This is a genomic window from Corynebacterium singulare, from assembly GCF_000833575.1.
Classification (GTDB): Bacteria; Actinomycetota; Actinomycetes; order Mycobacteriales; family Mycobacteriaceae; genus Corynebacterium; species Corynebacterium singulare.
The window spans coordinates 2,434,977-2,459,901 of record NZ_CP010827.1 but is presented as its reverse complement, the minus strand read 5'-3'; the positions used below and the strand labels follow the sequence as shown (position 1 = coordinate 2,459,901).

The 24,925-nt window shown below is 63.2% G+C and carries 24 protein-coding genes; 17 read left to right on the top strand and 7 right to left on the bottom strand.

Translation table 11 applies throughout. The annotated features are described in order from the left end of the window. Window positions 1–206 precede the first annotated feature (206 nt). Entirely contained in the window at window positions 207–1,106 is a 900-nt protein-coding gene (gene ppk2 / locus CSING_RS11420; RefSeq protein WP_042532401.1) for a polyphosphate kinase 2, read from the top strand. Between the two features lie 173 nt (window positions 1,107–1,279). Then, complete coding sequence (locus tag CSING_RS11415) at window positions 1,280–2,938, top strand: metallophosphoesterase family protein (RefSeq protein ID WP_042532399.1); 1,659 nt, start codon at window positions 1,280–1,282, stop codon at window positions 2,936–2,938. Between the two features lie 7 nt (window positions 2,939–2,945). Here the strand turns inward: CSING_RS11415 and CSING_RS11410 are convergent, their stop codons facing one another. The 4 genes from CSING_RS11410 to CSING_RS11390 all read right to left on the bottom strand — a co-directional run bounded on the left by CSING_RS11410 (window position 2,946) and on the right by CSING_RS11390 (window position 8,361). Next, a complete protein-coding gene (locus tag CSING_RS11410; protein WP_042532397.1) occupies window positions 2,946–6,893 on the bottom strand; it encodes a Pls/PosA family non-ribosomal peptide synthetase in 3,948 nt (1,315 codons plus the stop codon). Then, window positions 6,894–7,370: a MarR family winged helix-turn-helix transcriptional regulator gene (locus CSING_RS11405; protein WP_042532396.1), complete on the bottom strand. Its 477-nt coding sequence runs from the start codon at window positions 7,368–7,370 to the stop codon at window positions 6,894–6,896. 61 nt (window positions 7,371–7,431) lie between these two features. After that, window positions 7,432–7,761 carry a type II toxin-antitoxin system HicB family antitoxin gene (locus tag CSING_RS11400; RefSeq protein ID WP_042532393.1) on the bottom strand — a complete coding sequence of 110 codons (330 nt, stop codon included), beginning with the start codon at window positions 7,759–7,761 and terminating at the stop codon, window positions 7,432–7,434. A 297-nt stretch (window positions 7,762–8,058) separates the two neighbouring features. Then, window positions 8,059–8,361, bottom strand: coding sequence for a rhodanese-like domain-containing protein (locus CSING_RS11390; RefSeq protein WP_042532389.1), 303 nt, complete (start codon window positions 8,359–8,361; stop codon window positions 8,059–8,061). Between the two features lie 93 nt (window positions 8,362–8,454). Between CSING_RS11390 and CSING_RS11385 the strand changes: the two genes are divergently transcribed. Beyond that, window positions 8,455–9,267 carry an endonuclease domain-containing protein gene (locus CSING_RS11385; protein WP_042532387.1) on the top strand — a complete coding sequence of 271 codons (813 nt, stop codon included), beginning with the start codon at window positions 8,455–8,457 and terminating at the stop codon, window positions 9,265–9,267. A gap of 177 nt (window positions 9,268–9,444) precedes the next feature. On the opposite strand, the gene CSING_RS11380 is transcribed toward CSING_RS11385, so the two are convergent. Beyond that, window positions 9,445–10,101: a LuxR C-terminal-related transcriptional regulator gene (locus tag CSING_RS11380; RefSeq protein ID WP_042532385.1), complete on the bottom strand. Its 657-nt coding sequence runs from the start codon at window positions 10,099–10,101 to the stop codon at window positions 9,445–9,447. A 2-nt stretch (window positions 10,102–10,103) separates the two neighbouring features. Then, the gene (locus CSING_RS11375) at window positions 10,104–10,808 is read right to left on the bottom strand and encodes a sensor histidine kinase (RefSeq protein ID WP_042532383.1); all 705 of its coding nucleotides are present in this window, start codon (window positions 10,806–10,808) and stop codon (window positions 10,104–10,106) included. Window positions 10,809–10,906: 98 nt separating this feature from the next. Between CSING_RS11375 and CSING_RS11370 the strand changes: the two genes are divergently transcribed. The 3 genes from CSING_RS11370 to CSING_RS11360 are packed head-to-tail and all read left to right on the top strand — an operon-like array spanning window position 10,907 to window position 13,917. Then, the gene (locus tag CSING_RS11370) at window positions 10,907–11,593 is read left to right on the top strand and encodes an ABC transporter ATP-binding protein (RefSeq protein ID WP_042532381.1); all 687 of its coding nucleotides are present in this window, start codon (window positions 10,907–10,909) and stop codon (window positions 11,591–11,593) included. Then, on the top strand, window positions 11,590–12,990 hold the full coding sequence (locus CSING_RS11365; protein ID WP_042532379.1) for an FtsX-like permease family protein: 1,401 nt from the start codon (window positions 11,590–11,592) through the stop codon (window positions 12,988–12,990). The genes CSING_RS11370 and CSING_RS11365 overlap by 4 nt, the downstream gene beginning before the upstream one ends. A 51-nt stretch (window positions 12,991–13,041) precedes the next feature. Next, window positions 13,042–13,917: a S41 family peptidase gene (locus CSING_RS11360; protein ID WP_236683977.1), complete on the top strand. Its 876-nt coding sequence runs from the start codon at window positions 13,042–13,044 to the stop codon at window positions 13,915–13,917. 177 nt (window positions 13,918–14,094) lie between these two features. Here the strand turns inward: CSING_RS11360 and CSING_RS11355 are convergent, their stop codons facing one another. Next, window positions 14,095–14,568, bottom strand: a complete 474-nt coding sequence (locus CSING_RS11355; protein ID WP_042532375.1) for an inorganic diphosphatase — start codon at window positions 14,566–14,568, stop codon at window positions 14,095–14,097. Window positions 14,569–14,637: 69 nt separating this feature from the next. Between CSING_RS11355 and dacB the strand changes: the two genes are divergently transcribed. From dacB to CSING_RS11300, 11 genes are read left to right on the top strand one after another with little or no spacing between them, the layout of a single operon-like run. Beyond that, on the top strand, window positions 14,638–15,924 hold the full coding sequence (dacB, locus tag CSING_RS11350; protein ID WP_042532373.1) for a D-alanyl-D-alanine carboxypeptidase/D-alanyl-D-alanine endopeptidase: 1,287 nt from the start codon (window positions 14,638–14,640) through the stop codon (window positions 15,922–15,924). Next, window positions 15,914–16,897 carry a tRNA lysidine(34) synthetase TilS gene (gene tilS, locus CSING_RS11345; protein ID WP_084226209.1) on the top strand — a complete coding sequence of 328 codons (984 nt, stop codon included), beginning with the start codon at window positions 15,914–15,916 and terminating at the stop codon, window positions 16,895–16,897. Before dacB ends, tilS begins: the two co-directional genes overlap by 11 nt. Further along, complete coding sequence (hpt, locus tag CSING_RS11340; protein ID WP_042532369.1) at window positions 16,881–17,468, top strand: hypoxanthine phosphoribosyltransferase; 588 nt, start codon at window positions 16,881–16,883, stop codon at window positions 17,466–17,468. The genes tilS and hpt overlap by 17 nt, the downstream gene beginning before the upstream one ends. Window positions 17,469–17,516: 48 nt before the next feature. After that, complete coding sequence (gene ftsH / locus CSING_RS11335; protein ID WP_042532367.1) at window positions 17,517–20,078, top strand: ATP-dependent zinc metalloprotease FtsH; 2,562 nt, start codon at window positions 17,517–17,519, stop codon at window positions 20,076–20,078. Next, window positions 20,068–20,658, top strand: a complete 591-nt coding sequence (gene folE, locus CSING_RS11330; protein WP_042532365.1) for a GTP cyclohydrolase I FolE — start codon at window positions 20,068–20,070, stop codon at window positions 20,656–20,658. The genes ftsH and folE overlap by 11 nt, the downstream gene beginning before the upstream one ends. Before the next feature lie 6 nt (window positions 20,659–20,664). Then, entirely contained in the window at window positions 20,665–21,594 is a 930-nt protein-coding gene (folP, locus tag CSING_RS11325; RefSeq protein WP_042532363.1) for a dihydropteroate synthase, read from the top strand. A gap of 2 nt (window positions 21,595–21,596) precedes the next feature. Continuing rightward, window positions 21,597–21,968, top strand: a complete 372-nt coding sequence (gene folB, locus CSING_RS11320; protein ID WP_042532361.1) for a dihydroneopterin aldolase — start codon at window positions 21,597–21,599, stop codon at window positions 21,966–21,968. Then, a complete protein-coding gene (gene folK, locus CSING_RS11315; RefSeq protein ID WP_042532359.1) occupies window positions 21,968–22,441 on the top strand; it encodes a 2-amino-4-hydroxy-6-hydroxymethyldihydropteridine diphosphokinase in 474 nt (157 codons plus the stop codon). Before folB ends, folK begins: the two co-directional genes overlap by 1 nt. Further along, the gene (locus tag CSING_RS11310) at window positions 22,441–22,914 is read left to right on the top strand and encodes a DUF3180 domain-containing protein (protein WP_042532357.1); all 474 of its coding nucleotides are present in this window, start codon (window positions 22,441–22,443) and stop codon (window positions 22,912–22,914) included. Before folK ends, CSING_RS11310 begins: the two co-directional genes overlap by 1 nt. Window positions 22,915–22,919: 5 nt before the next feature. Next, entirely contained in the window at window positions 22,920–24,224 is a 1,305-nt protein-coding gene (locus CSING_RS11305) for a DUF6779 domain-containing protein (RefSeq protein ID WP_042533450.1), read from the top strand. Continuing rightward, on the top strand, window positions 24,225–24,902 hold the full coding sequence (locus CSING_RS11300; RefSeq protein ID WP_052471424.1) for a Rossmann-fold NAD(P)-binding domain-containing protein: 678 nt from the start codon (window positions 24,225–24,227) through the stop codon (window positions 24,900–24,902). Window positions 24,903–24,925 lie beyond the last annotated feature (23 nt).

Sequence of the window (24,925 nt, the reverse complement as noted above, 5' to 3'; positions counted from 1 at the left end):
TTGCGAAAACGTACCGCGGCGTTAGTGGCAGGTACGGACCGGTCATTAGAGTCCATGGATCTTCGGGCCACCATGTGGAAGAAGCGCAGTAGTTGTGGCGGGTTACGTGTGGTGATGCCGCCGTTGTTTCGAGAGTGGGGGTAAATGGGGCCGCTGGGGCAAGGTTTACTCAGCCAGATGTCTGGTTCATAGATAGAATTACTGACATGGCTGACATTAAAGACGACGAACTCCCCGAGATCGACCTTGCACAGACCGACGGCTACGTCGTCGACGACTCCGATGAAGATGACCCTGCGCTGATCATGCCGGATGGCTCGCCAGTCGAGACCTGGCGCGAGAACTACCCATATGAAGAACGCATGACGCGCGACGAGTACGAAAGCATTAAGCGCGCTCTGCAGATTGAGCTGCTGAAGTGGCAGAACTGGACCAAAGAAACCGGCCAGCGCCACATCATCATCTTCGAGGGTCGTGACGCTGCCGGCAAGGGCGGCACCATTAAGCGCTTCAACGAGCACCTCAACCCGCGTGGTGCCCGCACCGTGGCGCTGGAAAAGCCCTCTCCGCGTGAGTCCACCTCCTGGTACTTCCAGCGCTACATCGAGCACTTCCCGTCCGGCGGCGAGATCGTCTTCTTCGACCGCTCCTGGTACAACCGCTCCGGTGTTGAGCGCGTCATGGGCTTCTGCACCGAGTCCCAGCATGCAGAGTTCCTCCGTGAGGTTCCGATGCTGGAGAACATGCTCTTGGGCTCAGGCATCTCCCTGACTAAGCTGTGGTTCTCCGTGACCCGCAAGGAGCAGCGCACCCGCTTCGCTATCCGCCAGATCGACCCAGTCCGCCAGTGGAAGCTGTCCCCGATGGACTTGGCCTCCCTGGATAAGTGGGATGACTACACCCGCGCGAAGGAAGAGCAGTTCCGCTACACGGATACCGATGAGTCCCCGTGGATCACCATCAAGTCGAATGACAAGAAGCGTGCCCGCATCAACGCCATGCGCTACGTACTGTCCAAGTTCGAGTACACGAACAAAGACCACGAGCTCGTAGGCCAGGTCGATGAGAAGATTGTGAAGCGCGGTCGTGAGCAGATTGGTGATTAATCACCACGCCTAGTGCGCCTTTTCAGCAATTCAGGCAGAAAAAAGGAGGCGGCAGGGAATCCCTGCCGCCTCTGTGCAGTTCTCGGCAGAGAAATGAGTGGGTGTAAGAAAAGGCCCAAAAAGTTCATGTCAGTGTTACCCTGCCGTTGCTCAGGCAGGATATCCATTTCATTATGAAATATCACCTTCTTGCACCTGCTGCGCTCGCCGTCGTGGGTCTGTGTACCATATCGCCGGTAGCGTCTGCCCAGTCATCCTTTAGCACGCTGTCCTCTTCGTCTAGCTTCTCGTCCTCACTCTTTAACTGGAATTCCTCTAGTAATTCCAAGAAGCCGGAAGATGTCGCTCCGGGGGACGTGGAGGAAGCTGAGACTCCACTGACGCCGACGGGCAACCGAGTCATCTGGCACGAGAGCTTTGATGAGTTGGAGAATCCCGCCCGCTTTACGCACCGTATGCCGGAGGGGTGGTCCTCCTCCGTCGACGGCGTAAACTCTGGTGAAGCTCGGTGGAAGGGCTGGACTGCGTCAACGATCCGAGACTGGACGTGGGCTGCTCAGACGGACATGCGTCATTGGTTTACTCAAGCCCACGACAATCTAGTCATTATTGACAGCAAGCAGCAGCGCCTCAATGACACCGATGCCATGACCGCACAGTTGACGTCCCCGAGCATTCCTGTGGCGGGCCAAGGTGACATCAACCTCGAGTTTGATCATCATTACCGCCAAGGAAAAGAAGGCCAAAACGCTATGGTGCAGGTCTCCTTTGACGGGGCCGCAGCGCAGACTCTTGCCACGTTTGATCGCGATGTCTTCTCCAAACATGAGTCGCTGCCTATTGAGGTTCCCGTAGGCGCGCAGTCCATGCAAGTCACGTTCACTTACGCCAACGGCAACGATGACTGGTGGTGGGCTGTCGATAATGTAGGCGTTGTCAAACGTCTGCCAGAGGTTACTGGCAAGCCACAGGCCATTGTCGATGTATTATCCGATGTCCAAGGCGACCCCGAAGACTATAAAGAAGCAATTGGGCTGCTCAACGCAATGGACGACACAGCCGGTGCGTTGGTCCTCAATGGTGACATTGTGGATGATGGTTCCCAAGGGCAGTGGGACACGTTCTTGCAGGCACAGAAGGACGCACCTCATGCTGCGGGAACGCAGCTGTGGACTATCGGCAACCACGAGATGTACGGTCCTGAAGGCTCAGAGACTTATCTGAAGCGCTTCCTCACCTACGCAGGCCAGGACAAACCATGGAATGAGATTGTGGTCGACGGTGTGCCGCTCATCTCTGTCAATACGGAATACTATTCCGACATTGACCGTGGCGGAAAGGAACCGTTCCAGAGACTGAGCAAGGAACAATTGGACTGGCTCGATGAGCGTTTGAACTATTGGGATGAAAAGGGAACTCCGGCGTTGGTATTTAGCCACCCTCTGCTGCCGCAGACCGTGTCCATGTCCCATTCGGCCTGGTATCAGAACGACTTTGAGGACCTTGAAGCCCTGTCCAATGTAGTGAATAAGTACACCAACATTGTGTGGTTTAGCAGCCACAGTCATTCTTCCCTTCGGCAGAATAACTGGTGGGGTGTGCGCCGTTACGACGGCACTGGCGAGGCCGGGCGCACCGGATTCCCCGTGGTAAACACTGGCGCAATTCTCAATGAGTACCTGCCGGATGGCGATCATGACGAAAAGGTTGTCAAGGAAAAGGAAGAGGCCTCCAGCGGACTGCGGGTCAAGGTGTTCTCTGACCGCGTCCGCGTGGAGGCCTGGGATTTCAAAGCCAACGAGATTATTGATGTCGTTGACTTTGCCCGTTAATTAGTCCCTACTTCTTCCATGGCTCAATCGGGTTGCCTTGCCACTCGGAATTGCGCGGGACTTGGTCGCCGCGCATGACGAGGGAGCCCGGGCCCACCGTGGCGGTGGAGCCGATGACGGAGGCCGGCAGCGCGACAGAGTGCGCGGCGAGGGTGGCGCCGGCGTCGATAGTCACGGTGTCCAGGCTCATGACGCGGTCTTGGAACAGGTGGGTCTGCACCACGGTGCCCGGGCCTACGGAGGCACCAGCACCGACGGAGCACAGATCCGTCTCGGGGAACCAGTAGGAGTCAATCCACGCGCCGTGGCCAATCTTGACGCCGAGTGCGCGCAGGCCCTGGTTGATTTCACCGGCACCGTAGGTGTGGGTGAAGAACCACGGGGCAGCGACGGCCTCAACGAAGGTGTCCTGCAGCTCGTTGAGCCACACAAACGCCGACCAGAGGGGGTGGTCACCCGGGGTCTGCGTGCCGACGCAGATCCACTTCACGGCCACGGTCACCGTCATCGCGATGGCACCGGCCACCATGAGGATGAGTCCGCCGAGAGCCCAGGCGAGCGCGATACCAAAGGTGCTAGCCAGGGCGTAGAGCGCAGCCATTGTGCCAGCCAGCAGCATGGCTGACGTCATCGGTGCCAGCAGACGCATGGTTTCAATCGCGCCACGCGCAGCCTTGACCTTGAAGCCCGGGTTGTAGGTGAGGGACTCGCCCTCCACGCCGTCGACGTGGGCCTCCACGCGGCGCATACGCTCTGGCGGGGAACCCCACCAGTTTGCGCCAGACTTGGTCTTCTTCGGCGTGGAGGAGAGCACGGCCACCAGCGAGTTCTTCGACAGCTTGCGGCCCGGGCCAGTGATACCGGAGTTACCCACGAAGGAGCGCTTGCCCACCTTGGTCTCACCGGTCAGCATCCAGCCACCGCCGAGCTCGTAGCCACCAATCATGGTGTCATCCGCCAAGAACGCGCCGTCCTTGACTTCGGTGAGCTTAGGCACCATTACGGCAGTGGAAATCTCCACGTCTCTGCCAATGGTGGCGCCCAGTGAGCGCAGCCAGGTCGGGGTGAGCTGGGAGGCGTACAGCGGGAAGAGCTGGGTGCGGGCCTCATCCATGAGGCGCTCCACCGCCCACAGACGCCAGCCCTTGGCTGAGCGCACCGGTGCCACGCCCGGCGTGAGACCAAGCGAGAGCACGCGGACACCGAGCCAGGTCTGCACCATGAATGTCAAGAATGCCGCCAAGGCGCCCACTGGCGCGAAGAACAGGGAGCCGATGAAGGCAGAGCCATCCGTCAGAGCAATGAGGCCTACGACCACGGCCGCGCCCACCGCCAGCGCCACGATGGGCTGCAGGGCCAGCAGGATGGAGGTCGCACCATAGATGGCGACCCACCACGGGCGGCGCTTCGGAGCATGGGATGGGAAGCGGTGCTTGGAGCGGCCCACCTTCTGAGCGGGCGAACCGGACCAGCGCTGACCGTCCTTGATTTTCTTGCGGCCGGTCACGGTGGAACCAGCCTCGACGTGGGCGTCCTTGCCCACGACGGTGCCCGGCAGCAAGGTCGAGCGCGCGCCAACGCGAGCGCCTTCCTTGACCTCAATGGCGCCGACGCGCAGGATGTCGCCGTCGAGCCAGTAACCGGTCAGGTCCACCTCCGGCTCGATGGCCGCATGTTTGCCCAAGGTAAGCAGGCCCGTGACCGGTGGCAGGGAGTGCAGGTCCACACCGCGACCAAACTTGACACCAAGTGCGCGGGCATAGTTGTTGACCCAGGTCGCGCCCGCAATAGAGCGCGAGCCGGAGGCATCCGCCCAGCGTTCTGCGGCCCAAATGCGCAGGTGCGTGGAGCCGCCGCGGGGATATTCGCCGGGCTTAATCCCAGCGGTAATCAGACGTGCGCCAAAACCACCGATGGGGATGCGCCCCACCGGGGTGACGAAGATGACGAGCAGCACGGCCACGAGCCACCACGGAGTGGTCATGGCCCAGTCCACGCCCAGCAAGTTCGCCACATTGGAGCCCAGCAGCAGCCAGGCCAGCCACGTCGTCGCCACAAGCGTCATGACCGGGATCTGGATCAGCGTCTGTGCAATGCGCGTGCCGGCGCCCACGGGCTTGACCTCGCGGGCAGGGCCGGCGTCGTCAACGGACTCGGCGCCGGCGAGCTGCTCTGCGAGCGAGCCCAGACGCGGGTGGTCATAGAGATCACGCACAGCCACGGTGGGGAAGCGCTCGCGGATGCGGCCCACCAACGTCGCGGCGGCTAGTGAGGTGCCGCCGAGGGAGAAGAAGTCAGCGTTGACATCCTCCACGGACACACCGAGGGTGTCCACCCACAGTTCCGCTAGCCACTGCTCGGTTGGGTTGAGGCCCGCGGCCTCCACGCCCACGCCCGGCAGCGGCCATGGCAGGGCCTTCTTGTCCACCTTGCCGGAGGTGCGAATCGGCAGCTCATCCATGACGCAGATGCGCGGAACGAGTGCTGCCGGCATGGTGTCCGCGAGGCGCTCATGTGCTGCCTCGTGGTCGAAGCCCAGGTCCGGGTCATCCAGTGAGACGTAGCCGACGAGCACGGACTCGCCGCCGGGTGTCTTCTGCACGGCCACGGCGGAGTTGTACACGTTTGGCAGTGCGGCTACGTTGGCCTCAACCTCACCGAGCTCGATGCGGCGGCCACCAATCTTGACCTGGTCATCGACACGGCCCACAAAGTACAGGCCGTCTTCTTCCAGCCGCACGTGGTCACCGGTGCGGTAGGCACGCTCCCAGCCCATGGACTCCAGCGGCGCGTATTTCTCCGCGTCCTTCACGGGGTCCAGGTAAGCAGCCAGGCCCACGCCACCAATGACGAGTTCGCCCACCTCACCGACGTTGACGGGGGCGCCGTGCTTATCGACGACCACCAGGTCCCACCCCTTCAGCGGCAGCCCAATCGACACCGGTTGGCCCGGCATCATGCGCTGCGCGCAGGCCACGACGGTGGCTTCGGTGGGGCCGTAGGTGTTCCACATTTCGCGCTCGTCGGTGGCAAGGCGATCGGTGAGCTCCTGGGAGCAGGCCTCGCCGCCGACGATGAGGAGGCGGATGTTGTCGAGGGCCTCGGCGGGCCAGAGACCGGCCAAGGTCGGCACGGTGGAGACCACCGTGATGTCGCGGCGAATGAGCCAGGGACCCAAGTCCATGCCGGAGCGCACGAGGGAACGCGGCGCCGGGACCAGGCAGGCGCCGTGGCCCCAGGCCAGCCACATTTCCTCGCAGGAGGCGTCGAAGGCCACCGATAGGCCTGCCAGCACGCGGTCATCCGGGCCGAGCGGGCCCTGCGGGCTATCGACCAGGAAGAGGGCAGCCTCAGCATCAACGAAGGCGGCTGCGGAGCGATGGCTCACGGCCACGCCCTTGGGCTTGCCCGTCGAGCCTGAGGTGAAGATGATCCAGGCGGTGTCCTCTGGACGCGGCTCATCAAAGGCCACGTTGTCAGCGTCGGAGCCCGTGTCGGTGCCCGTGTTTCCGCCGCGCTCGCGCAGCATGCGGAAGCCCTCGTCGGTGAACACACCGTCGATGTCAGCCTCGCCGAAGACCATCTCGGCGCGCTCGTCCGGGTCGTCGGCGTCAACAGGCACGTAGGCGGCTCCGGCGGCGAGCGTGGCCAGGATGGCCAGGTAGAGCTCGCGCTTGCCGGAGGTCATGCGAATACCGATGCGGTCCCCGCGGCGCACGCCGTTAGCGTGGAGCTCGGAGGCCCAAGCGGAGACGTCGGCAAGCAGCTCAGCGTAGGTGAGGATCTCACCGTCATCGAGGGCTGCGGCGTCCGGGTACAGCTCCGCGGAGGTGCGCACGATGTCCCACAAGGTGCGGGACGGCGCAGCCTCGGAACCAAGGAGGTACTGCTCAGGAACGCGGGGTTCCTCGGTCTTGAGGGCGTGGCGGCCCTGGCTAGTATCGGATTCCTCCATTTAGGCATCACCACCTTCGCCATCGCCGGGGGCGTCTGCCGCGATGATGGCCTTTGCCAACTTGCGCAGGTGCTTGAGCTGCTTGTTCGTGGACTCGTCAAGGGCAGCGTCCTCTGCCTCGGCGACGAGCGCGGCGAGCTCCTTGTGGGCTTTCACGCCCTTCTTGGTGGCGGCAATGATCTGGCGGCGGCGATCCTTGGCGTCGCGCTCACGCTTGACCCAGTTGCGGGACTCCAGCGAGTCGAGGAGGCGCACCATGTCGGAGGCGTCGATGGCCAGGGTTTCAGACAGCGCGGACTGGGAGGACGCGGCCTCAGCGACAAGGCAGGTGAGCACCCAATACTCGCGCAGCGTGGTCTGCTGGGTCTGCAGCGCGGCCTCGACGCCATCGCGGGTGCGGCGGCGGAGGCGCTCCAACTGGAAGGAGGGGGACTCCAACAGAGCGGTAGGAATAGTAACAGAATTTGATGAAGACATGCCGATGATATTAGTCCGCCTACCGTCTGAATCCTAAATCATGGGCCGTGCCCCACTAGTTTTATGCTGAGGCTAACTTCTGGACGATGAGAGTGTTGAGGGATACGCCCTCCCGCTCGGCTTCGATGGTGAGGTTTCGATGTAGCGATTGTGGGATGCGAAGGTTGAACTTCCCCGAAAAGCTGCGCTGGCCAAATGGCTCTGGGGCTTGCTCATTGTTGCGGTGCATATCTTCTAGCGCTTCCTCGACGACACTGCGCAGCTCGGATTCTGCGGTGGCTGCAGAGGCGTCGAGCCATGACAGGGAAGGGAACTCTAGAACGGTGGCAACGAATTCTCCGTCTTCTTCGGACCAGGCGGTTTGGTAGGTGTACTTGTCTGCGGGGTTCATGAAGTGCTCCTAATTGAGGCGGTCGATGGCATCTAGGACTTGGCGGACTTGAAAAGGCTTGGCTTTTCCGTCGCGCCCTTCCTGGATGTTTACTCGGGGGTCGCCCTGCCATGGGGTTTTGTAAACGATGTGTGACGTGCCTCTTCGTTTCCGGCCGGCGCTCTCTTGGCGTTCGAAGTAGAAATCGCACACAAGCTGCAGTTCTGAGAAGTGGACGTTATTTCGTGACGTCCGCATCTTCTTGAGGATCTTTTGTATCTTGGATACCACACTTGAATGGTACCGAAAATAGTACCACTACTGGTTGGGGTAAACCATGGGGCAGCCCTGAGCCTTCCACGCATCCGTGCCGCCGTCGACATTGATGACGTCCCAGCCCTTCGTGTGCTCCAAGTACTGACATACCTGCATGCTGCGCCCGCCCAGATGGCATATGACGTAGATGTCTCGGTCCGGGTCAATCTCGTCGAGGCGCTCGACCAGCTCACCCATCGGGATGTGTGTGGCTCCTTCAGCGTGCTCGGTGTTCCACTCGTGGTCCTCGCGGACGTCGATAAGCTGGGCGTTGTCGGGTACTTCGGTGGGTTGTACGTTTTGCATACGCCCCAGCTTACGTGGCTGCGGTTGCGGCGTTCTCGGGGCCCTTTTATGCTGCGCAGTAGGGGGAGGGGCTTTTAAATCGGAGGGGACTACATGGAGAAAATTGTTGGCCGTGCCGGGGCTCTCGCAGCGGCCAAGGGGGAAGCGATAAAAATTACGCGGGGGCTCTATTTGCCCAGCGAGCCAACGCCGTTGGAATTGGCCAAGGTAGTCAGTGAGCACTGGCCTGACTGTGCACTGGATGGCTATTCTGCGGCTATGATTTTTCTCGGGCGAAAACCAGGATTTCCGTTGCAGCTCATCCGGGAGAAAGGTTTAGAAGATACTCGCTACTACCGGTGCCGTCGCGCGCGGCCGAAGGGCGTCTTTCCATACGACGGCATCAACGTATGCAATCCGCTGCAGGCGGTGGAAGCTATGGAAGAGAAGCACGCCGTGATGTTTCTGGAGAAGTACCTTGCCGGCGGCGATGCGGAAGGGCGGCTAAAGCTACTGGCCATGGACTTTCGGCGGTTCCCACAGCACACCCGGCGGGTGTTGGACAAGGCCGTCATCGGTGCCGATAGCGTTCCAGAGCGGGCGCTTACTCGCGCGTTGGAGCCCTATTTCGTGGTTCGCAATAACTTTAAAATCGGGCCGTATCGGTGGGACTTGTTCTTGGAGAAACATCGCATTGCCATCGAGGTTGACGGATACGCCTACCACCGGGCGGAGAATCGGAGGCAATTCGAGCTTGACCGCCAGAAACTCAATGACGCTGTACATCGCGGTTACACCCCTCTTCACTTTACTGCGACCACGATCGAGCACCATCTGGACAAGGTGGTAGAGCAAGTTCGCGGAGTGGCTCGAGGGACTAGACCGTATCTGGACCCGCCGTGGATGTGGCACCGCATGTTCGTGTGAGTAGTTACTGTCGTTCACGGTAAATAGTGACGAAAAATTGCGAGTTTTTGTGGCTTTTTTACCGTGAGCGTAACGCGGTGGGGGTTCGTGTGAGGGTCGATGTCGTTCACGGTAAATAGCGCCGGAAAACCGCGGATTTTCGGGCGCTATTTACCGTGAGCGTAGATCCCCGAGGCCTCAGCGGTGCGCGGAGAGGTACTCCAAGATCGCTTTGACGCGGCGGTTGTCCTCGCTGGGATCTAAACGCAGCTTGGTGAAGATGTTGGAAACATGCTTGGCCACTGCGGCGGAAGAAAGGACGAGCTCGGCGGCGATGTCCTTGTTGGATTTGCCGCGCGACATTAACTCAAGGACCTCGCGCTCTCGCGGGGTGAGCTCGCCTAGGCCGCTGCGCCCGGAGCTCATGAGAGCTTGGGCCACGGTGGGGTCGATGACGGTGCCGCCCTGGGCCACCACGTCCAGGCTGGAGAGGAAGTCGCGCACTTCGGAGACACGGTCCTTCAAAAGGTAGCCGGTGCCGGCATCGGGGGAGTCGAAGAGCTCCACCGCGTACGCAGGGGCCACGTACTGGGAGAGCACCATGACGGGCAGGCCCGGGTATGCGTTTCTTAAGTTCACGGCGGCTTTCAGGCCGTCATCGCCCATGCCTGGCGGCATGCGCACGTCCGTGATGACGATGTCCGGAAGTTCATCCCGAAGTTGGTCTACCACGGCCTCCAGCGAAGGGGCAGAATCAGCCTGGCCGACGATTACATGCCCGCGGCGCTCCAACAGGCCGGCGAGGCCTTCACGAAGAATGGCGGAGTCATCCGCCACCACGATTCTTAAACTCATTTTTAAACTCCTGACTGTCCGCGATTGAGAAGAAGGGGAATCGAGCCTGCCACCCGGGTCGGGCCGCCGGGTGGGGAGGACAGCGTCATCTCCCCGCCAAAAGCAGCGAGGCGCTCGGCCATCCCGGCCAGCCCATGGCCTTGCACCACCCGCGCACCACCGGGGCCTTCATCCACCACGGTGATCTTTAAGGAGGCATCCGCGGTCACTAAAACAGAGACCGGCGCACCGGGGGCGTACTTGGCCGCATTCGTTAAAGCTTCCGTGCCGAAGAAGTAGCCGCAGGCCAGCACGGAGGCGGAGAGCTTCGGAAGCGGGTGGGGAGCGAAGACGCTGACGTGGGGGCCGTGGGAGGAGGCGGCGTCGGCAAGCGCGGCCACCAGACCATGATCCTGCAGGACCTGGGGGTGGATGCCATGCACCGTGGTGCGCAGGGAATTGAGGCCACGGTCCACGTCCTGCTTGGCGGCGGTGAGGAGCTCGGAGAGGGGGGAGGGGGCGTCGAGAAGCGCTTCGCCCAGCTTCATGCTCGCGGCTACGAGGTATTGCTGCGCGCCGTCGTGCAGGTCGCGCTCGATGCGGGCGCGCTCCACCTCATAGGCATCCGCGATGGCGCGGCGCGAGGCCGTGAGCTGCGCAATCTGCCGCGCCTGTTGCTGTTCGTGGCTGGTGGGTTGGGGTTTTCTTCGGAACACGGTGCTAAGCATATCGGGCGGTGGCCGCACGAGGGGTAGTGCTGGCACTACCGTAAAGAGCAACGCTAGGGCTGTTCTTAAAGCGAGCCCGAGACGGTGGAATGAAAGACATGACACAGACACTTTCCCTGACAGACATCACCAAGGATTTCGGCGGCGGCCCGGTGCTCGCTGGAATCTCCCTCGACATCGCGCCGGGCGAGCTCGTGGCCGTCATGGGGCCGTCCGGCTCCGGCAAGTCCACGCTGCTGCACTGCATGTCCGGCGTGCTCACCCCCACGCACGGCAGCGTGCGCTACGGGGATGAGGAGCTCTCCGCGCTTGGCGATGGCCCCCGCTCCCGCCTCCGCCTACGCAACTTCGGCTTCGTCTTCCAGGATGGCCAGCTCCTGCCGGAGCTGAGCAACGTGGACAACGTGGCGCTGCCCGCAATGCTCAACGGTATGGGGCGGAGTGCCGCCCGCAAGCGAGCACTGGAGCTGCTGGACCAACTGGGCCTGGGCGATTTGGCGGACCGCCGCCCGGCGCAGGTTTCCGGTGGTCAAGCGCAGCGCGTGACCATCGCGCGTGCGCTGGTGGCGAATCCGGGCGTGGTCTTCGCCGATGAGCCCACCGGTGCCCTGGACCAGTCCACCGGTCATGAGGTGATGCAGATGCTGACCACCATCGTGCGCCAGTCGGGTGCCAGCCTGGTCATGGTCACGCACGACCCGAAGGTGGCCGACTGGATGCAGCGCCGCGTGGAGATTCGCGATGGCATCATCCACGACGACCGCCGCCTTGGGGTGATTCGATGAACACCGCAACCTTGGTCTTTGACCTGCAGCGCGAATCGATACGCGCGCGCTCCGGTACTGGAATTGTCTCGGTGCTGGCGATTGTGAGCCTGACCATTGGTTCCGCCATTGCCTTCCTCGTTGCGGGTGGCACCTGGATGTTCTGGGAGCGCGCCCAGCACGTCGAGGACGCCGCCCCGGCTCTCAAGGAGCCCTTCGGCAACGAGATTGAGTTCTTCCTGTATTCGTGGTTTGCTCTGGCCCTGTTGGCCTGCGCCTTCATTCTTCCGGCGCTGTTTAACCTCACAGCCCAAGCCGCTGTCCTCGGCGCCTCAGGCAGGGAGCAGCGCCTGGCCACCCTGCGCCTGTTGGGATTGAGCTCCCGCCAGGTGGAGCGCATGGCCATCGTGGAGACGGGCCTGCAAGCCATCATTGGCATCGTGCTCGGCGGGCTGATCAGCCAGCTCATCGCGCCGGTCTTCACCCAGCTGGACTTCCAGATGCGCTCCATTTCTTTGCCTGAGATTCTGCTGCCCTGGTGGGGTTATCTGGCCGTGGCCGGCGTACTTTTCCTGCTGGCCATCGGCGCAGCACTCGTCGGCATGCGCCGGGTGCGGGTGAGCCCGCTGGGCGTGGCTAAGCGTCAGATGCCCGCGGCTTACCGCTGGTGGCGCGCCATCGTCTTCCTTGTCATCGTGGCGGTCGGCGGGGCTTTCCTCTTCGGCAAGGCGGGCCCGCCCACCGCTATGGTCATCGTGGTTATGTTCGGCATGCTGATGAGCATCAACCTCATCGCTCCCTTCATCCTGCAGCTCGGCGCGCACATCTTGTCCCTCTTCCCGGGTACCGCGCACTTCGTGGCCTGCCAGCGCGTGGCGGGTAATGCGCGCCCCGCGTGGAGGCGGAGTGCTGCCATCGGCTTCTTCGGTTACTTGGCGGGATTCCTCGTTACCGCGCCCTTGGGCTCCGATGCCCTGGCTCTGTCGCTCAAGGAAGACCCCGGAACGAACGTGGTGTTCAAAGACATCTCCACCGGTGTCGTGTTGACCCTCATCTTTGGCTTCACGCTGACCACCATGTCCATCATCCTGGGACAGGTCTCCGGAATCTTTGAAGACAAGGAGCTCATCCGCTCCCTGGATCTCATGGGCGTGCCGCGTGGCTTCCAGTTCCGGTCCGGCGCGCTTGCGGTCATGGGGCCCGTCGTGGGATTGAGTTTCTTCGGCTTCCTCTTTGGCGGCGGGATTGCCTCGCTGATGTTCTTCTCCAGCGTCGAGTCAAGCGACGTCAATGTACTCGCCCGCCTGCTCATGGCCTTCGGCTTCTTGGCAGTGGGCTGGCTGGTTACGCTCCTTGCCATCGTGATTGTGGAGCCTCTCCGCGGTTACGTGTTGCGCACGGGACGGCGAAAAGAATGAAAAACGGTACTGAAAATCTTCGGTGGCCTGTTCGTCGTTGCTCTCATCGCCGTGGTCGCGGCCGTGTACTTCTTCGGCCCCTCCTATGGCGGGGCGTTTGCGGGCAAACCCGTATTCCTCTTCAACGCCAGCGAAAAGCGCATCAACACCGCGATGGTGGATACCGCGGCGCTTACCGGCATCTACGGCGACAGCGATAAATTCCAGCGCGCCCGTGAGGCCTTTGAGGAGGATCCCACGAATGCCGATCTCCTCGATGCCGCCATCGACGCCGCCGGCGGTAAGCATTCCAAGGTCTTTAGCGCCGAAAAGGAAAAGGCGATTGAGAAGACCGCCCCCGTCGTCGACTACGACGACGGCGTCCTGCGCGCCACCGTTCCGTCCATCGGCCGCCACGATGACGGCCAGGCTTACGCGGATACCCTGGCCACAGGGTTGACCGCCCACCCGGAGGCCTGCGCCGCCGTGGTGGACCTGCGGGGCAACGATGGTGGCGACATGGGACCCATGTACGCGGGGCTCAGCCCGCTGCTGCCCGACGGCACCGCGCTGTCCTTCGTTAGCCGCATGGGGACCACGGACGTTGTCATTGACGGCAACTCCGTCACCGGTGGCGGCACACCCACCACCACGTCCGGCGGCAAGCTCGAGGTCCCCGTCGCGGTGCTCACCGATGGCGTCACCGCATCCTCCGCCGAAGCCACCCTCCTAGCCTTCCGTGGCCTGGACAACGTGCGCACCTTCGGTGAGCCAACCGCCGGCTACGCCTCCGCCAACACTGTCATTGACTACCCGGATGGGCGCTCACTCATGCTCACCACGGCCAAGGACAAGGCCCGTACCGGCGAAGAATTCGCCGAGGACCCCATCGCTCCCGACGCGCCAGAGTCCGAGCTTGACGGCTGGCTTGCCACCCACTGCGGCTAGCTTGCTACGACGTTCACGGTAAATAGCGCTCCAAAACCCGCTATTTTTCGCCACTATTTACCGTGAACGACAGTGACTAGTCGGAAAACGCGAAAGATACGCTTCTGCGCGCGGTGGGAACTCACCGTCTGCGGAAACGTACCTCACAATGCCGCGGTTAGCGTGCGGCAGAAGCGCTTACTTGAAGCGAGCCTTGGCCTCTTCGAAGATTTTCTCTGCCTCAGCCTTGTCGCCCCAGCCAGAGCCGGTAACTTCCTTGTTCGGCTCTAGGTCCTTGTAGCGGGTGAAGAAGTGCTCGATCTCATCCTTGATGTGCTGCTCCACATCGGTGATGTCCTGGTAGCGCTCCCAGCGCGGGTCATCAACAACCGCGAGGAGCTTGTCATCGCCGCCGGCCTCATCGGTCATCTTGAACACGCCGACGATGCGAGCCTCAACCACGACACCCGGGAAGACCGGCTCCGGGAGAATGACCAGTGCGTCGAGCGGGTCGCCGTCTTCGCCCAGGGTGTGGTCGATGAAGCCGTAGTCAGCCGGGTAGGCCATCGGGGTGAACAGGTAGCGGTCGAGGTGGACCTTGCCGGTCTCGTGGTCGATCTCGTACTTGTTGCGGGAGCCCTTGGGGATCTCGATGGTTACTTCAACGCTCACGGCTGATTCCTCCATAACGTATAGGTTGATATGTGCTCCGCTTAGTCTACCGCGCTAGTGTAAAGGGCGATGAAAGCGAAGCATGTCTGGTGGAGTACTGCGGCCCTCGTCACGGCGGGAGCCGTTGCGGCGACGGCCGCGTTGGGTGTGAAAATTCAGCGCACCTACGATCACTTGGACCACGGCGAGCCCTATGTGCAGGCAGCGCCTGAGACCCTGGTGCAACCGGTGGAGGCAGGGGAGCTCGACACCGCGGCGCTGAAGAAGCGCCTTGATGAGCTGGGCAAGAATGAGGCCCTGGGGACATTTGGTGCGCAGGTCATCGATACCAAAACCCATGAAGTGGTGTGGGAACGAGAGCCGGCCAAGCCGCTGACCCCGGCCTCCGCGACCAAGGTGCTGACCGTCGCTGCGGCCACGCTTGCTCTCGACGAAGAGGAGCGCATCACCACCGAAGTTCTTAAAGGAGAGAAGGACGGCGAGGTGGTCATCAAGGTCGCCGGCGATGTCTGGCTCACGGAGGAGCGCCTGGATGACCTGGCTGAGCAGATCAAGCATACGACGGGGACGGTCAGGCGGGTCTCCATCGATACCTCGGTATGGGCCGGCCCTGACCAGGCCGCTGGCTGGGATGATGACAACATCGACGGCGGCTATGTCGCTCCCATCCAGCCTGCCATGCTCTATGGCGGTCGCATCGAGGAGAAGACCGGCGATGTCCCGCGCTCTCACGAGCCGGCCCTCGACGTCGCCCGTGCACTCGCCGCAAGATTGGGCACCGACAAAGCAGACATCGCGGCTGTTCCTGCCGGGGCGGAGGTCATCGCCAGCAGCGACTCTGAACCTTTAGCCCTGCGCGCCCAGCAAGCAATCAAGGATTCGGACAACGTGATGGCGGAAGCCATCGCCCGTGAACTCGCCAGCCACGAGCGTGCCGATGCCAGCTTCGAGGGTGCAGCGAAGACCACGCTCGACGTGCTCGCCCACAACGGAATCGACGTCAGTGGAGTTGTCCTGAAGGATGGTTCCGGCCTCTCGCGCGATAACCGCATTCCCGCCGGCGTGCTGGCTCACATTCTGGACAAGGCCGTAGCCGCCGAGGAGCTGCGTCCGCTGTTGGGCTACCTCCCGCTGGCGGGCGGCGAAGGAACCCTCTACCAGCGCTATCCCGAGTCACCTGCGCGCGGCTTCGTGCGTGCGAAGACCGGCACCCTGACCGAGACGTCTGCCCTCGCCGGCACGGCGCAAGGCCAGTCGGGCCACGTCTACGCTTTTGCTTTCCTCGTCAACGATGGTGAGGTCATGTCCGCTCGCCAAGCCCAAGACGCTCTGGCCGCCGCCCTCCATGACTTCTAACGAACCTTTCTGGCCCAGGCAGAGCCCCAACTTCTTGGCCTGCCGCGTTGCAGTCCGCGCTGTCGTGGGAGCGCGCCCACGACGGCTGGCCGTGGGGCTGTCGGGAGGGGCCGATTCCCTGGCGCTCACCGCAGCCCTCGTTGCCGAAGGCCACGACGTCACCGCCCTCTGCGTTGACCACGGCCTGCAGGAGGGCTCAGCCGAGCAGGCGCGCCGGGCAGCCGACCAGGCCCAGGCCTGGGGAGCGGGGGCGGAGGTGATTCGGGTGGACGTCGACAAGCACGGCTCTGTTGAGGCCGCCGCCCGCACCGCGCGGTACCGTGCCTTCGCGCCCTGGGGTGAGGTGGCGGTGGCGCACACGGCCGATGACCAGGCCGAAACGCTGCTCCTAGGGGCCCTGCGAGGGAAGGTGTCGGGCATGCTCGAGCGCGCCGAGGTGGAAGGCGCGCACGTCCTGCGTCCGCTGCTGACCGTGCGTCGCGCCCACACCGAGGCCGCCTGCGCGGAGCTGGGCGTTGAGCCCTGGCAGGACCTGCACAACGTGGACCCCACCTTTCGCCGCGTGGCGCTGCGCCGAGACATTCTTCCGCGCCTGGCGGACATCGTCGGTGGTGACCCCATCCCGGCCCTGGCCCAGGCCGCCCAGGACGCCGCGCTTGACGATGCCTCCCTTCTCACCCCACCCACCAACTCCTGCGTCGAACTGGCCGCGATGCCGGAGCCTAAGCGCCGCCGGGCGATTGCCGCATGGCTGCGCGAGCAGGGCATAGAGGTCACCCGCGAGGCCATCCGCGGCGTGGATAACCTGTGCACGCAGTGGCATGGACAAGGCGGTGTTGCGGTGAGCGCCGCCGCCGGCCACGAGGGTAGGGGAGAAAAGGTGGGCACAAGGTTGGAAGTCTTTCGCGTTGGTGGCACACTGTCACTATTGCCTCGGTCATCAAAGGAGCGCTCACGTGCACGACAATCATGATTCAGCCGTCCCGGCTCACCCTTACGGAGAGGACATCGAGAACGTCCTCGTCGCCGAAGACTCCCTCCAGGAACGCATCCAGGAGATGGCGGATCGCGTCTCCGAAAAGTACAGCAACGCTGAGGATGACCTCATCCTCGTGTGTGTGCTCAAAGGTGCGGTATTCTTCCTTACTGACTTCGCCCGCAAGCTGACTATCCCCTCCCAGCTGGAGTTTATGGCCGTGTCTTCCTACGGCAATTCGGCCTCGTCCTCCGGAGTGGTGCGGATCCTCAAGGACCTGGACCGCGACATTGAGGGGCGCGACGTGGTGATTGTGGAGGACATCATCGACTCCGGCCTGACTCTGTCTTGGCTCATCCGCAACCTGCGAGGCCGCCAGCCGCGTTCTCTGGAAGTGGTGACGCTGCTGCGCAAGCCGGAGGTTGTGAAGGCAGAGCTCGATCTCTTTGATGTTGGCTTCGACATCCCCAACGAGTTCGTTGTGGGCTATGGTCTGGATTTTGCTGAGCGCTACCGCGACCTGCCTTATGTGGGCACGCTGCGTCCGGCGGTCTACAGCAACGATTAAGTCCTTTTTCTTGTCCGGCGTTCCAGCCGCAACTGTGCAAGGTAGTTAATGAAAAACAAGAACATCATCCGCTATGGCTCCATCGCGGGCCTCGTCCTCATCCTGCTGTACGCGTTCACGTTCTTTACCAATGACGCCCGCAGCTTCAAACAGGTGGACACCTCGGTGGCCATGGCGCAGCTGACGGAGAAGAACGTCGAGGAAGCGCAAATCGATGACCGCGAGCAGCAACTGCGCCTCAAGCTCAAGAAACCGGTGACGGTGGAAGAGCAGGAGGGCATCGAGGAGGTCATTGCCAAGTATCCGGCTCGCGCCTCCGAGCAGGTCTTCAACGCGGTGAAGGATTCCGGTGCGGAGAAGTACGAGACGAAGGTCACGCAGGATTCCTTCATCGGTTCGATGGTCAGCTTCCTGCTGCCGATGCTGCTGCTCTTCGCGCTGTTGTTCTGGATGATGTCCCGCATGCAGCAGGGCGCGGGCGGCATGTTCGGCATTGGTGGTTCCAAGGCCAAGGAGCTCACCAAGGACATGCCAACCAACACCTTCGCTGATGTGGCGGGCGCGGACGAGGCCGTGGATGAGCTTCAAGAAATCAAAGACTTCCTCGATGACCCAGAGCGCTACCACGCGCTTGGCGCCAAGATTCCGCGCGGTGTGCTGCTCTACGGCCCTCCGGGTACTGGTAAGACTTTGCTGGCTCGCGCCGTCGCGGGTGAGGCGGGCGTGCCTTTCTACTCCATCTCCGGTTCCGACTTCGTGGAGATGTTTGTTGGTGTGGGCGCCTCCCGTGTGCGTGACCTATTCAAGCAGGCCAAGGAAAATAGCCCCTGCATCATTTTCGTCGATGAGATTGACGCCGTGGGCCGCCAGCGTGGCTCCGGCACAGGCGGTGGCCACGACGAGCGCGAGCAGACCCTGAACCAGCTGCTCGTGGAGATGGACGGCTTCGGTGACCGTGAGGGCGTCATCCTCATCGCTGCCACCAACCGCCCGGACATCCTGGACCCGGCGCTGCTGCGCCCAGGCCGCTTTGACCGCCAGATTCCGGTGACCAACCCGGACTTGGCCGGCCGCGAGCAGATCCTGCGCGTGCATGCGAAGGACAAGCCGTTGGCCAAGGAAGTGGATGTGGCGCAGCTGGCTAAGCGCACTGCTGGTATGTCCGGCGCGGATTTGGCTAACGTGCTCAATGAGGCTGCCCTGCTCACCGCGCGTATCGGCGGCAACGTCATTACCTATGATGCGCTGGAGGAGGCCACCGACCGCGTCGTGGGCGGTCCGCGCCGCCAGGGCAAGATCATCTCCGAGCATGAGAAGAAGGTCACCGCCTATCACGAGGGCGGCCACACCTTGGCCGCGTGGGCGCTTAAGGATATTGAGCGCGTGTACAAGGTCACCATCCTGGCCCGCGGCCGCACCGGTGGCCACGCCATGACCTCGCAGGAAGATGACAAGGGCATGTACACCCGCGATGAGCTGTTCTCCCGCCTCGTCTTCGCCATGGGCGGCCGCGCGGCCGAGGAGCTCGTCTTCGGCGCGCCGACCACCGGTGCCTCTTCCGATATCGAGCACGCAACCAAGATTGCGCGTTCTATGCTGACGGAGTACGGCTTCTCCCCGGACCTGGGCACCGTCAAGTACGGCCAGGAGCAAGGCGATCCGTTCAGCCACTTGGGTGGCGGCGGGTCCATCGATTACTCCGATGCCGTGGCCGCCAAGATTGATGAGCAGATGGCCTACCTCCTCGACAGTGCGCACCGTCAGGCCTATGACATCTTGGCCGCGAACCGCGACTATCTGGACACGTTGGCTGAGATGCTCCTGGAGAAGGAGACCCTGCGCCGTCCGGACCTCGAGGGCATCTTCGAGGGCATTGAGCCGCGCGAGGCCTTCGAGGTCTTCCCGAACGAGGACGAGCGCTTCCCGCGCCAGGCCGGCCGTGAGCCGGTGAAGACTCCGGCGGAGTTGGCCAAGGAGCGCGGTGAGGAGCTTCCGAAGCGCATGACGCTTCTCGACGCCTCCCGTGCCGCCCGCGAGCGCCGCCTCGCCGCCCAGGAGAACGGTCAGCCCGCTCCAAACACCACCTCGGAGGAAATTGGTTTCAGCTTTGGCCAGCATGCGGGTGACGTGGTGGACCCAGAGAAGGGCAACACCTTCTTCGGCGACCCTGACAGCGCTGCTAGCTCCCACACTGTAACCGCCTCCGGCAGCGCAGCTCACCCTGAGACCGAGACTGTCACGGACCCAGCCGGCCGCGAGCAGGAGGTCCCTGAGGAGGAGCTCCGTGAGCAGCGCCGCGAGCACGCTGAGGCCTCCGGAAGCTCCCAGAGTGGCTTCAGCAACGACGAGACCCGTGTCATCCCGCGCGTGACGAAGGGCACCGAGCCGCGTCAGCCGCAGGCTGAGCCTGCGCGCCGCGGACGCCACGCCAAGCCCGAAGCCCAGGCAGGGCAAGCAGGCCAGGAAGCCCAGGCAGGCCAGGAAGCCCAGGCAGGCCAGTCTGACAAGAACACGAGCGGCTGGGACGCTTCCGGTTGGGGAGCACCTGGCTGGGGCGAGCAGGAACACCGCAACAACCCGTACAAGGACGGTCGGAACAATGAGCGATAACATCCCAGCCACGCGCGACTTCGACCACGAGCGTGCCGAAGCGGCCGTGCGTGAACTGCTCATCGCCGTAGGCGAGGACCCTGACCGTGAGGGTCTGCGGGAGACCCCGGGCCGAGTGGCCCGCGCCTACGCGGAGGTCTTTGCAGGTCTGCACGAGGACCCGACAGAGGTTCTCCACAAGACCTTCGCCGAGGAGCACCAGGAGCTCGTCCTCGTGCGCGATATCCCTATTTACTCCACGTGCGAGCACCACCTCGTGCCCTTCTACGGCAAGGCACACATTGGTTATATCCCGGGCCCAGACGGCCACGTCACCGGCCTGTCCAAGCTGGCCCGCCTGGCGGACATGTACGCCAAGCGCCCGCAGGTGCAGGAGCGCCTCACCAGCCAGATCGCAGATGCCCTAGTGGAGGTGCTCCACGCCCAGTCCGTCATCGTGGTTATTGAGTGCGAGCACCTGTGCATGGCCATGCGCGGAATCCGCAAGCCGGGTGCGACCACGACGACGTCCGCGGTCCGCGGTGGATTCAAGAAGAACGCAGCCTCCCGCGCGGAGGTCATGAGCCTGATCAGGAGTTAACCCACTATGGCAGTCAGTAACCTCACTGTCCCCGGCCGCACGGTGGTCATGGGAATCCTCAACGTCACGGAAGATTCCTTCTCTGACGGCGGGCGTTGGATCAACGTCGACGATGCCTTAAACCATGCTCACCACCTTGTGGCGTCGGGGGCGGACATGATCGATGTTGGTGGCGAGTCCACCCGCCCAGGCGCGGTGCGCGTGGCTGCTGAGGAGGAGGAGCGTCGCGTGGTTCCCGTCATCAAGGCGCTGCACGAGGAGGGGATTAAAACCTCGGTGGACACGATGCGGGCGTCGGTAGCCGCGGCGGCAGCCGAGGCCGGGGTGGACATGATCAATGATGTCTCCGGTGGCGCGGCTGACCCAGAGATGTACCACACCATGGCGGCCACGGGCCTGCCGGTCTGCCTCATGCACTGGCGTACCGTCCAGTTCGGCAGTGCGGCCGGCGTGGCGGACCACGGCGGGGATGTGGTGCGCGATGTCCATGAGTCCTTGGCCGCGCTTGCCGACGCCGCCCTCACCGCCGGCGTCAGCCACGACAACATCGTTGTCGACCCAGGACTTGGTTTTGCCAAGTCCCCACAGGATAACTGGGCGCTGCTCAAGGCCCTTCCAGAGTTCCTACAGGGCGAGTTCCCGCTGCTCGTGGGCGCGTCCCGCAAGCGTTTCCTCGCCGCTATTAGGGAGGACCGCGGCGCGGAGTCCAGCCCGCTCCTGGCAGATCCCGCCACCGCAGCCGTCACCGCCATCTCCGCGCAGATGGGTGCCTGGGGCGTGCGCGTGCACGAGGTTGATGTCTCGCGTGATGCTGTGGACGTGGCCGCCGCGTGGACCGCGGGCGCGGCCTATGCCGGTGGCGCGCATGCCTCCGGCAGCTACGCCAACGGTGCCGATGGTGGCACCGTGGTGTCGACATCCTTGGGGAGGGTTTAAAAGTGGCGGACCGCATCGAGCTCACCGGGTTGGAATGCTTTGGCTACCACGGCGTCTTCGAGGAAGAAAAGAAGACCGGGCAGCCCTTCATCGTGGACGTGACCTGCTGGCTGGACACTGCGGGCATCGAGGACGACCTGAACCGCACGGTGAATTACGCCGAGCTTGCCGACGTCACCGCATACATCGTCGAAGGACCTTCCCGTGATCTCATCGAGACCGTGGCGGCCGAAGTCGCCGAGACCGCGATGCAGCGTTTCGAGATTCTGCATGCCATCGAGGTGACCATCCACAAGCCGAAGGCACCCATCCCGCGCACTTTTGCGGATGTGGCTGTGGTGGCACGCCGTTCCCGGAAACGGATGGCCGGCTAATGCGCGCGGTCCTGTCCATCGGCTCCAACATGGAGGATCGCCGCGCGCTCCTCCAGACTGTCTTCGACGAGTTTGCTGATGAGACCGTCGCCGCCTCTCCGGTCTATGCCACCCCACCGTGGGGAGTGACAGACCAGGGAGATTTCCTCAACGCGGTGCTCATTGTGGACGTGGACTGCACTCCGCTTGAACTGCTGCGCCGCGGGCAGAAGTTAGAGGAGGCAGCCGAGCGCGTGCGTGTGCGGCGCTGGGGGCCGCGCACGTTGGACGTGGACATCGTGCAGATTGACGGCGTGACCTCCGATGATCCGGAGCTCACCCTCCCACACCCTTATGCCCACGAGCGGGCCTTTGTGCTCGTGCCGTGGCTGGCTGCGGATCCCGATGCGGCGCTCGATGGCACCCCCGTGCGTGAACTCGTGGCTAGCTTGGACAGCGATGAGGTGGCCGCGGTGAGGGAACTGGGGGAGTGATGAAGAGGACGTCGATAAGCGCGCTCATCGGCACGGCCCTGTTTGTGGCCGCCGCAGCCGCCATCCTCACCATCCGCTTTTATGGCTCCATGCTGGCGATCCCGGCAACCGTCTCGATTTCCCTGTGGGCCATGGCGCTGGTGTGCGTGCTGTTGACCCTCAAGGTGCGCGGCGCCAAGGACGATGAGCACGGCATTGGCTTAGACAATTCGCAGCTTAACCCCATGACCATCGCGCAGTTCCTGCTCGTGGGCAAAGCCTCTGCGTGGACCGGCGCGATTGTGGGCGGAGCCTACGCGGGAATGGCGGTCTATGTGGTGCCGCGCGCCGGCGAGCTCGTTGCGGCGGCCGGTGACCTGGCTGGGGTGGTGAGCTCTGCATTGGGTGGTGCGGCGATGTGCGTTGCCGGAGTGGTGTTGGAGCGACACTGCGAGGTGCCACCTCCAACTGACGGTGCACAGGCGGTAAGTTAGTGGGCATGACGAGCCCGCAGCATTCCCCCGAGCCCCCGCACGAGCCGGCCCCGGATAATCGCCCGACGTCCCAGTTTTCTGCGCAGCCGGACTCTCAGCCGCCCACGCCGGCGACGTCATCCCAGACCGAATCGAAGACGGATGCTGGGTCGATTGGTCTTATCGTTTTGGTCATCCTTGCGGTCATTGCCAGCCTGATCATGCTGATTTCGGGTTCGGCGAATGCTCTGAAGATCGCCTTGCTTGCCTCTCTCTGGGCGGCAGTCGTGGGCTTCTTCCTCGTGGTGCGCTACCGCCGGCAGGCCCAGGAGGCCACGGAGCTTCTGGCGGTCGAGCGCGCCCATACCGCCTCCACGCTGACAGCCTCTGGTTCTGCCACCGCTGATAACAGCGAGGTTCTCGCAGAAATCCGCTCTGAGCTCGAAGCCATCCGCACCCAGATTGAGGAGATCTCAGGCCGCGAGTGGGTCTACGAGCCCGCAGCCCTGTATGCGGAGGCTCGCCGCATCCAGGAGCTGGAGCGCAAGGCTGGTGGCGCCGGTGTAGACGAGCGCGGCGATGCACCTCAGGTGAACTTCACCCAGAAGTCCGGTGGCGCACCGTCTGCCGACGCCGTCGCGGGCCGCCTCGGCTCCCAGCCCACCCACCCAGTGAGCAACCCGCTGGACAACCTGCTGGCGGATAACGCGCGAAGCAATGCTCAGCAGCCTGCTCCGAAACCAGCCGCGAAGCCCGCTCCGCAACCCACTCCGAAACCAGCCGAGCAGCCTGCCGCGAAGCCGGCCGGCCAGCAGGACACCCGCCCGGCCCCGTCTTCCTTCGGTGCACCGCACCCCTCTCAGGGGCGTCCCCCGGCTTTCCGTCCCGTGGGCGAGCCGCAGCCGAAACCGCAACCGAAACCGCAGGCTGCCCCGCACTCGCAGCCCAAGGCCGACAAGCCACAGGCGCGTACCGAGCAGAAGCCGCCGCAGCAGCCCCAGCCGAAATCACAGCCCAAGCCCCAGCCGAATGCGGCACCTCAGCCACAGCAGAAGGCACCGGAGTTCAAGACCGATAGCTTCCAGGCTGTGCGCTGGAACCAGGGTGCCGCAGGTACACAGCACATCAAGGAGGATGCGGGCCTCGCACAACAGCACCACCGTCATCGCAAGCCGGAGGTAGAGACCACGCAGCAGGGTCAGCTGGCGGAATCGAGCAGCCGCGGCCGCCGCCGCAGTGATGAGAAGCGGGAAGGCGCGGTTTCGGTGGCTGAGCTCATGGCGCGCAGCAAGCGCCGTGAGGAGCAGCAGAACACGGGCGACAAGAAGTAGATGCAGGCACCACGCATGCGTGTGGCGGTCTGGGGCAACTCCCGGGCTGGCCTTAATTTCGCGCGACGTTTAGAGTGGGCGGGCCATACCATCGAACGCCTCGAGGACCCCACCCAGCTCGACCGCTTCGATACGCTGATTCTCGCCGTGACGGCCCGGGAGCTGGAGGAGGCGGTCAGGGACGTCGCCAAGCACGTGCGCCCCAAGCAAATCGTCATCCACACCTCATTGCTGGCTGGTGTGGAGGCGCTCGATGATCTGGAAACGCGCGGGTGCCTGACGATTGCCGCAGCTCCCCTGGGTGACTCCTATGCGGTGGGCGCCCTCGATGAAGTTGCAGAGACCGTCATTGGGCTGCTGCTCTCGGAGATTCATCAGACTTCAGAAACGGTGCCTGAGGCGCAACGAGCTGAGCGAGCCGCGCGGCTGTACTACGCTGAAATGCTCGGTGCGCTCTGTGCCTGGGCATCGATTAAGGCGAAGGTCATCGAAGACTTCGGGCATAGCGCCTTTGATCTTGATGCCGGCGACATCATTGCGGCCTATCCCGCCGCCGTGGAACTCGGTATGGCGCGCAACTACCGTGACGTTGCCCGCATGGTGGGCGAGCAGGAGAAGATTGAAGAACTGGAACTGTGGGCACTAGGAAAGGAAGCGCCGTGGCAGAGCAACTCCTAGTGGAGGATATCGAGCGCATCCGC

Bases quoted from the DNA above. Each gene is read 5' to 3' on its own strand.
- CSING_RS11385 (WP_042532387.1), top strand. From the start codon at position 8,455: ATGGAGAAAATTGTTGGCCGTGCCGGGGCTCTCGCAGCGGCCAAGGGG.
- CSING_RS11300 (WP_052471424.1), top strand. From the start codon at position 24,225: ATGCAGGCACCACGCATGCGTGTGGCGGTCTGGGGCAACTCCCGGGCT.
- CSING_RS11410 (WP_042532397.1), bottom strand. From the start codon at position 6,893: ATGGAGGAATCCGATACTAGCCAGGGCCGCCACGCCCTCAAGACCGAG.
- ppk2 (WP_042532401.1), top strand. From the start codon at position 207: ATGGCTGACATTAAAGACGACGAACTCCCCGAGATCGACCTTGCACAG.
- tilS (WP_084226209.1), top strand. From the start codon at position 15,914: ATGACTTCTAACGAACCTTTCTGGCCCAGGCAGAGCCCCAACTTCTTG.
- CSING_RS11375 (WP_042532383.1), bottom strand. From the start codon at position 10,808: ATGCTTAGCACCGTGTTCCGAAGAAAACCCCAACCCACCAGCCACGAA.
- folE (WP_042532365.1), top strand. From the start codon at position 20,068: ATGAGCGATAACATCCCAGCCACGCGCGACTTCGACCACGAGCGTGCC.
- CSING_RS11415 (WP_042532399.1), top strand. From the start codon at position 1,280: ATGAAATATCACCTTCTTGCACCTGCTGCGCTCGCCGTCGTGGGTCTG.
- CSING_RS11380 (WP_042532385.1), bottom strand. From the start codon at position 10,101: ATGAGTTTAAGAATCGTGGTGGCGGATGACTCCGCCATTCTTCGTGAA.
- CSING_RS11400 (WP_042532393.1), bottom strand. From the start codon at position 7,761: ATGAACCCCGCAGACAAGTACACCTACCAAACCGCCTGGTCCGAAGAA.
- dacB (WP_042532373.1), top strand. From the start codon at position 14,638: ATGAAAGCGAAGCATGTCTGGTGGAGTACTGCGGCCCTCGTCACGGCG.
- folK (WP_042532359.1), top strand. From the start codon at position 21,968: ATGCGCGCGGTCCTGTCCATCGGCTCCAACATGGAGGATCGCCGCGCG.
- ftsH (WP_042532367.1), top strand. From the start codon at position 17,517: ATGAAAAACAAGAACATCATCCGCTATGGCTCCATCGCGGGCCTCGTC.
- folP (WP_042532363.1), top strand. From the start codon at position 20,665: ATGGCAGTCAGTAACCTCACTGTCCCCGGCCGCACGGTGGTCATGGGA.
- CSING_RS11370 (WP_042532381.1), top strand. From the start codon at position 10,907: ATGACACAGACACTTTCCCTGACAGACATCACCAAGGATTTCGGCGGC.
- CSING_RS11310 (WP_042532357.1), top strand. From the start codon at position 22,441: ATGAAGAGGACGTCGATAAGCGCGCTCATCGGCACGGCCCTGTTTGTG.
- CSING_RS11390 (WP_042532389.1), bottom strand. From the start codon at position 8,361: ATGCAAAACGTACAACCCACCGAAGTACCCGACAACGCCCAGCTTATC.
- CSING_RS11365 (WP_042532379.1), top strand. From the start codon at position 11,590: ATGAACACCGCAACCTTGGTCTTTGACCTGCAGCGCGAATCGATACGC.
- CSING_RS11305 (WP_042533450.1), top strand. From the start codon at position 22,920: ATGACGAGCCCGCAGCATTCCCCCGAGCCCCCGCACGAGCCGGCCCCG.
- CSING_RS11405 (WP_042532396.1), bottom strand. From the start codon at position 7,370: ATGTCTTCATCAAATTCTGTTACTATTCCTACCGCTCTGTTGGAGTCC.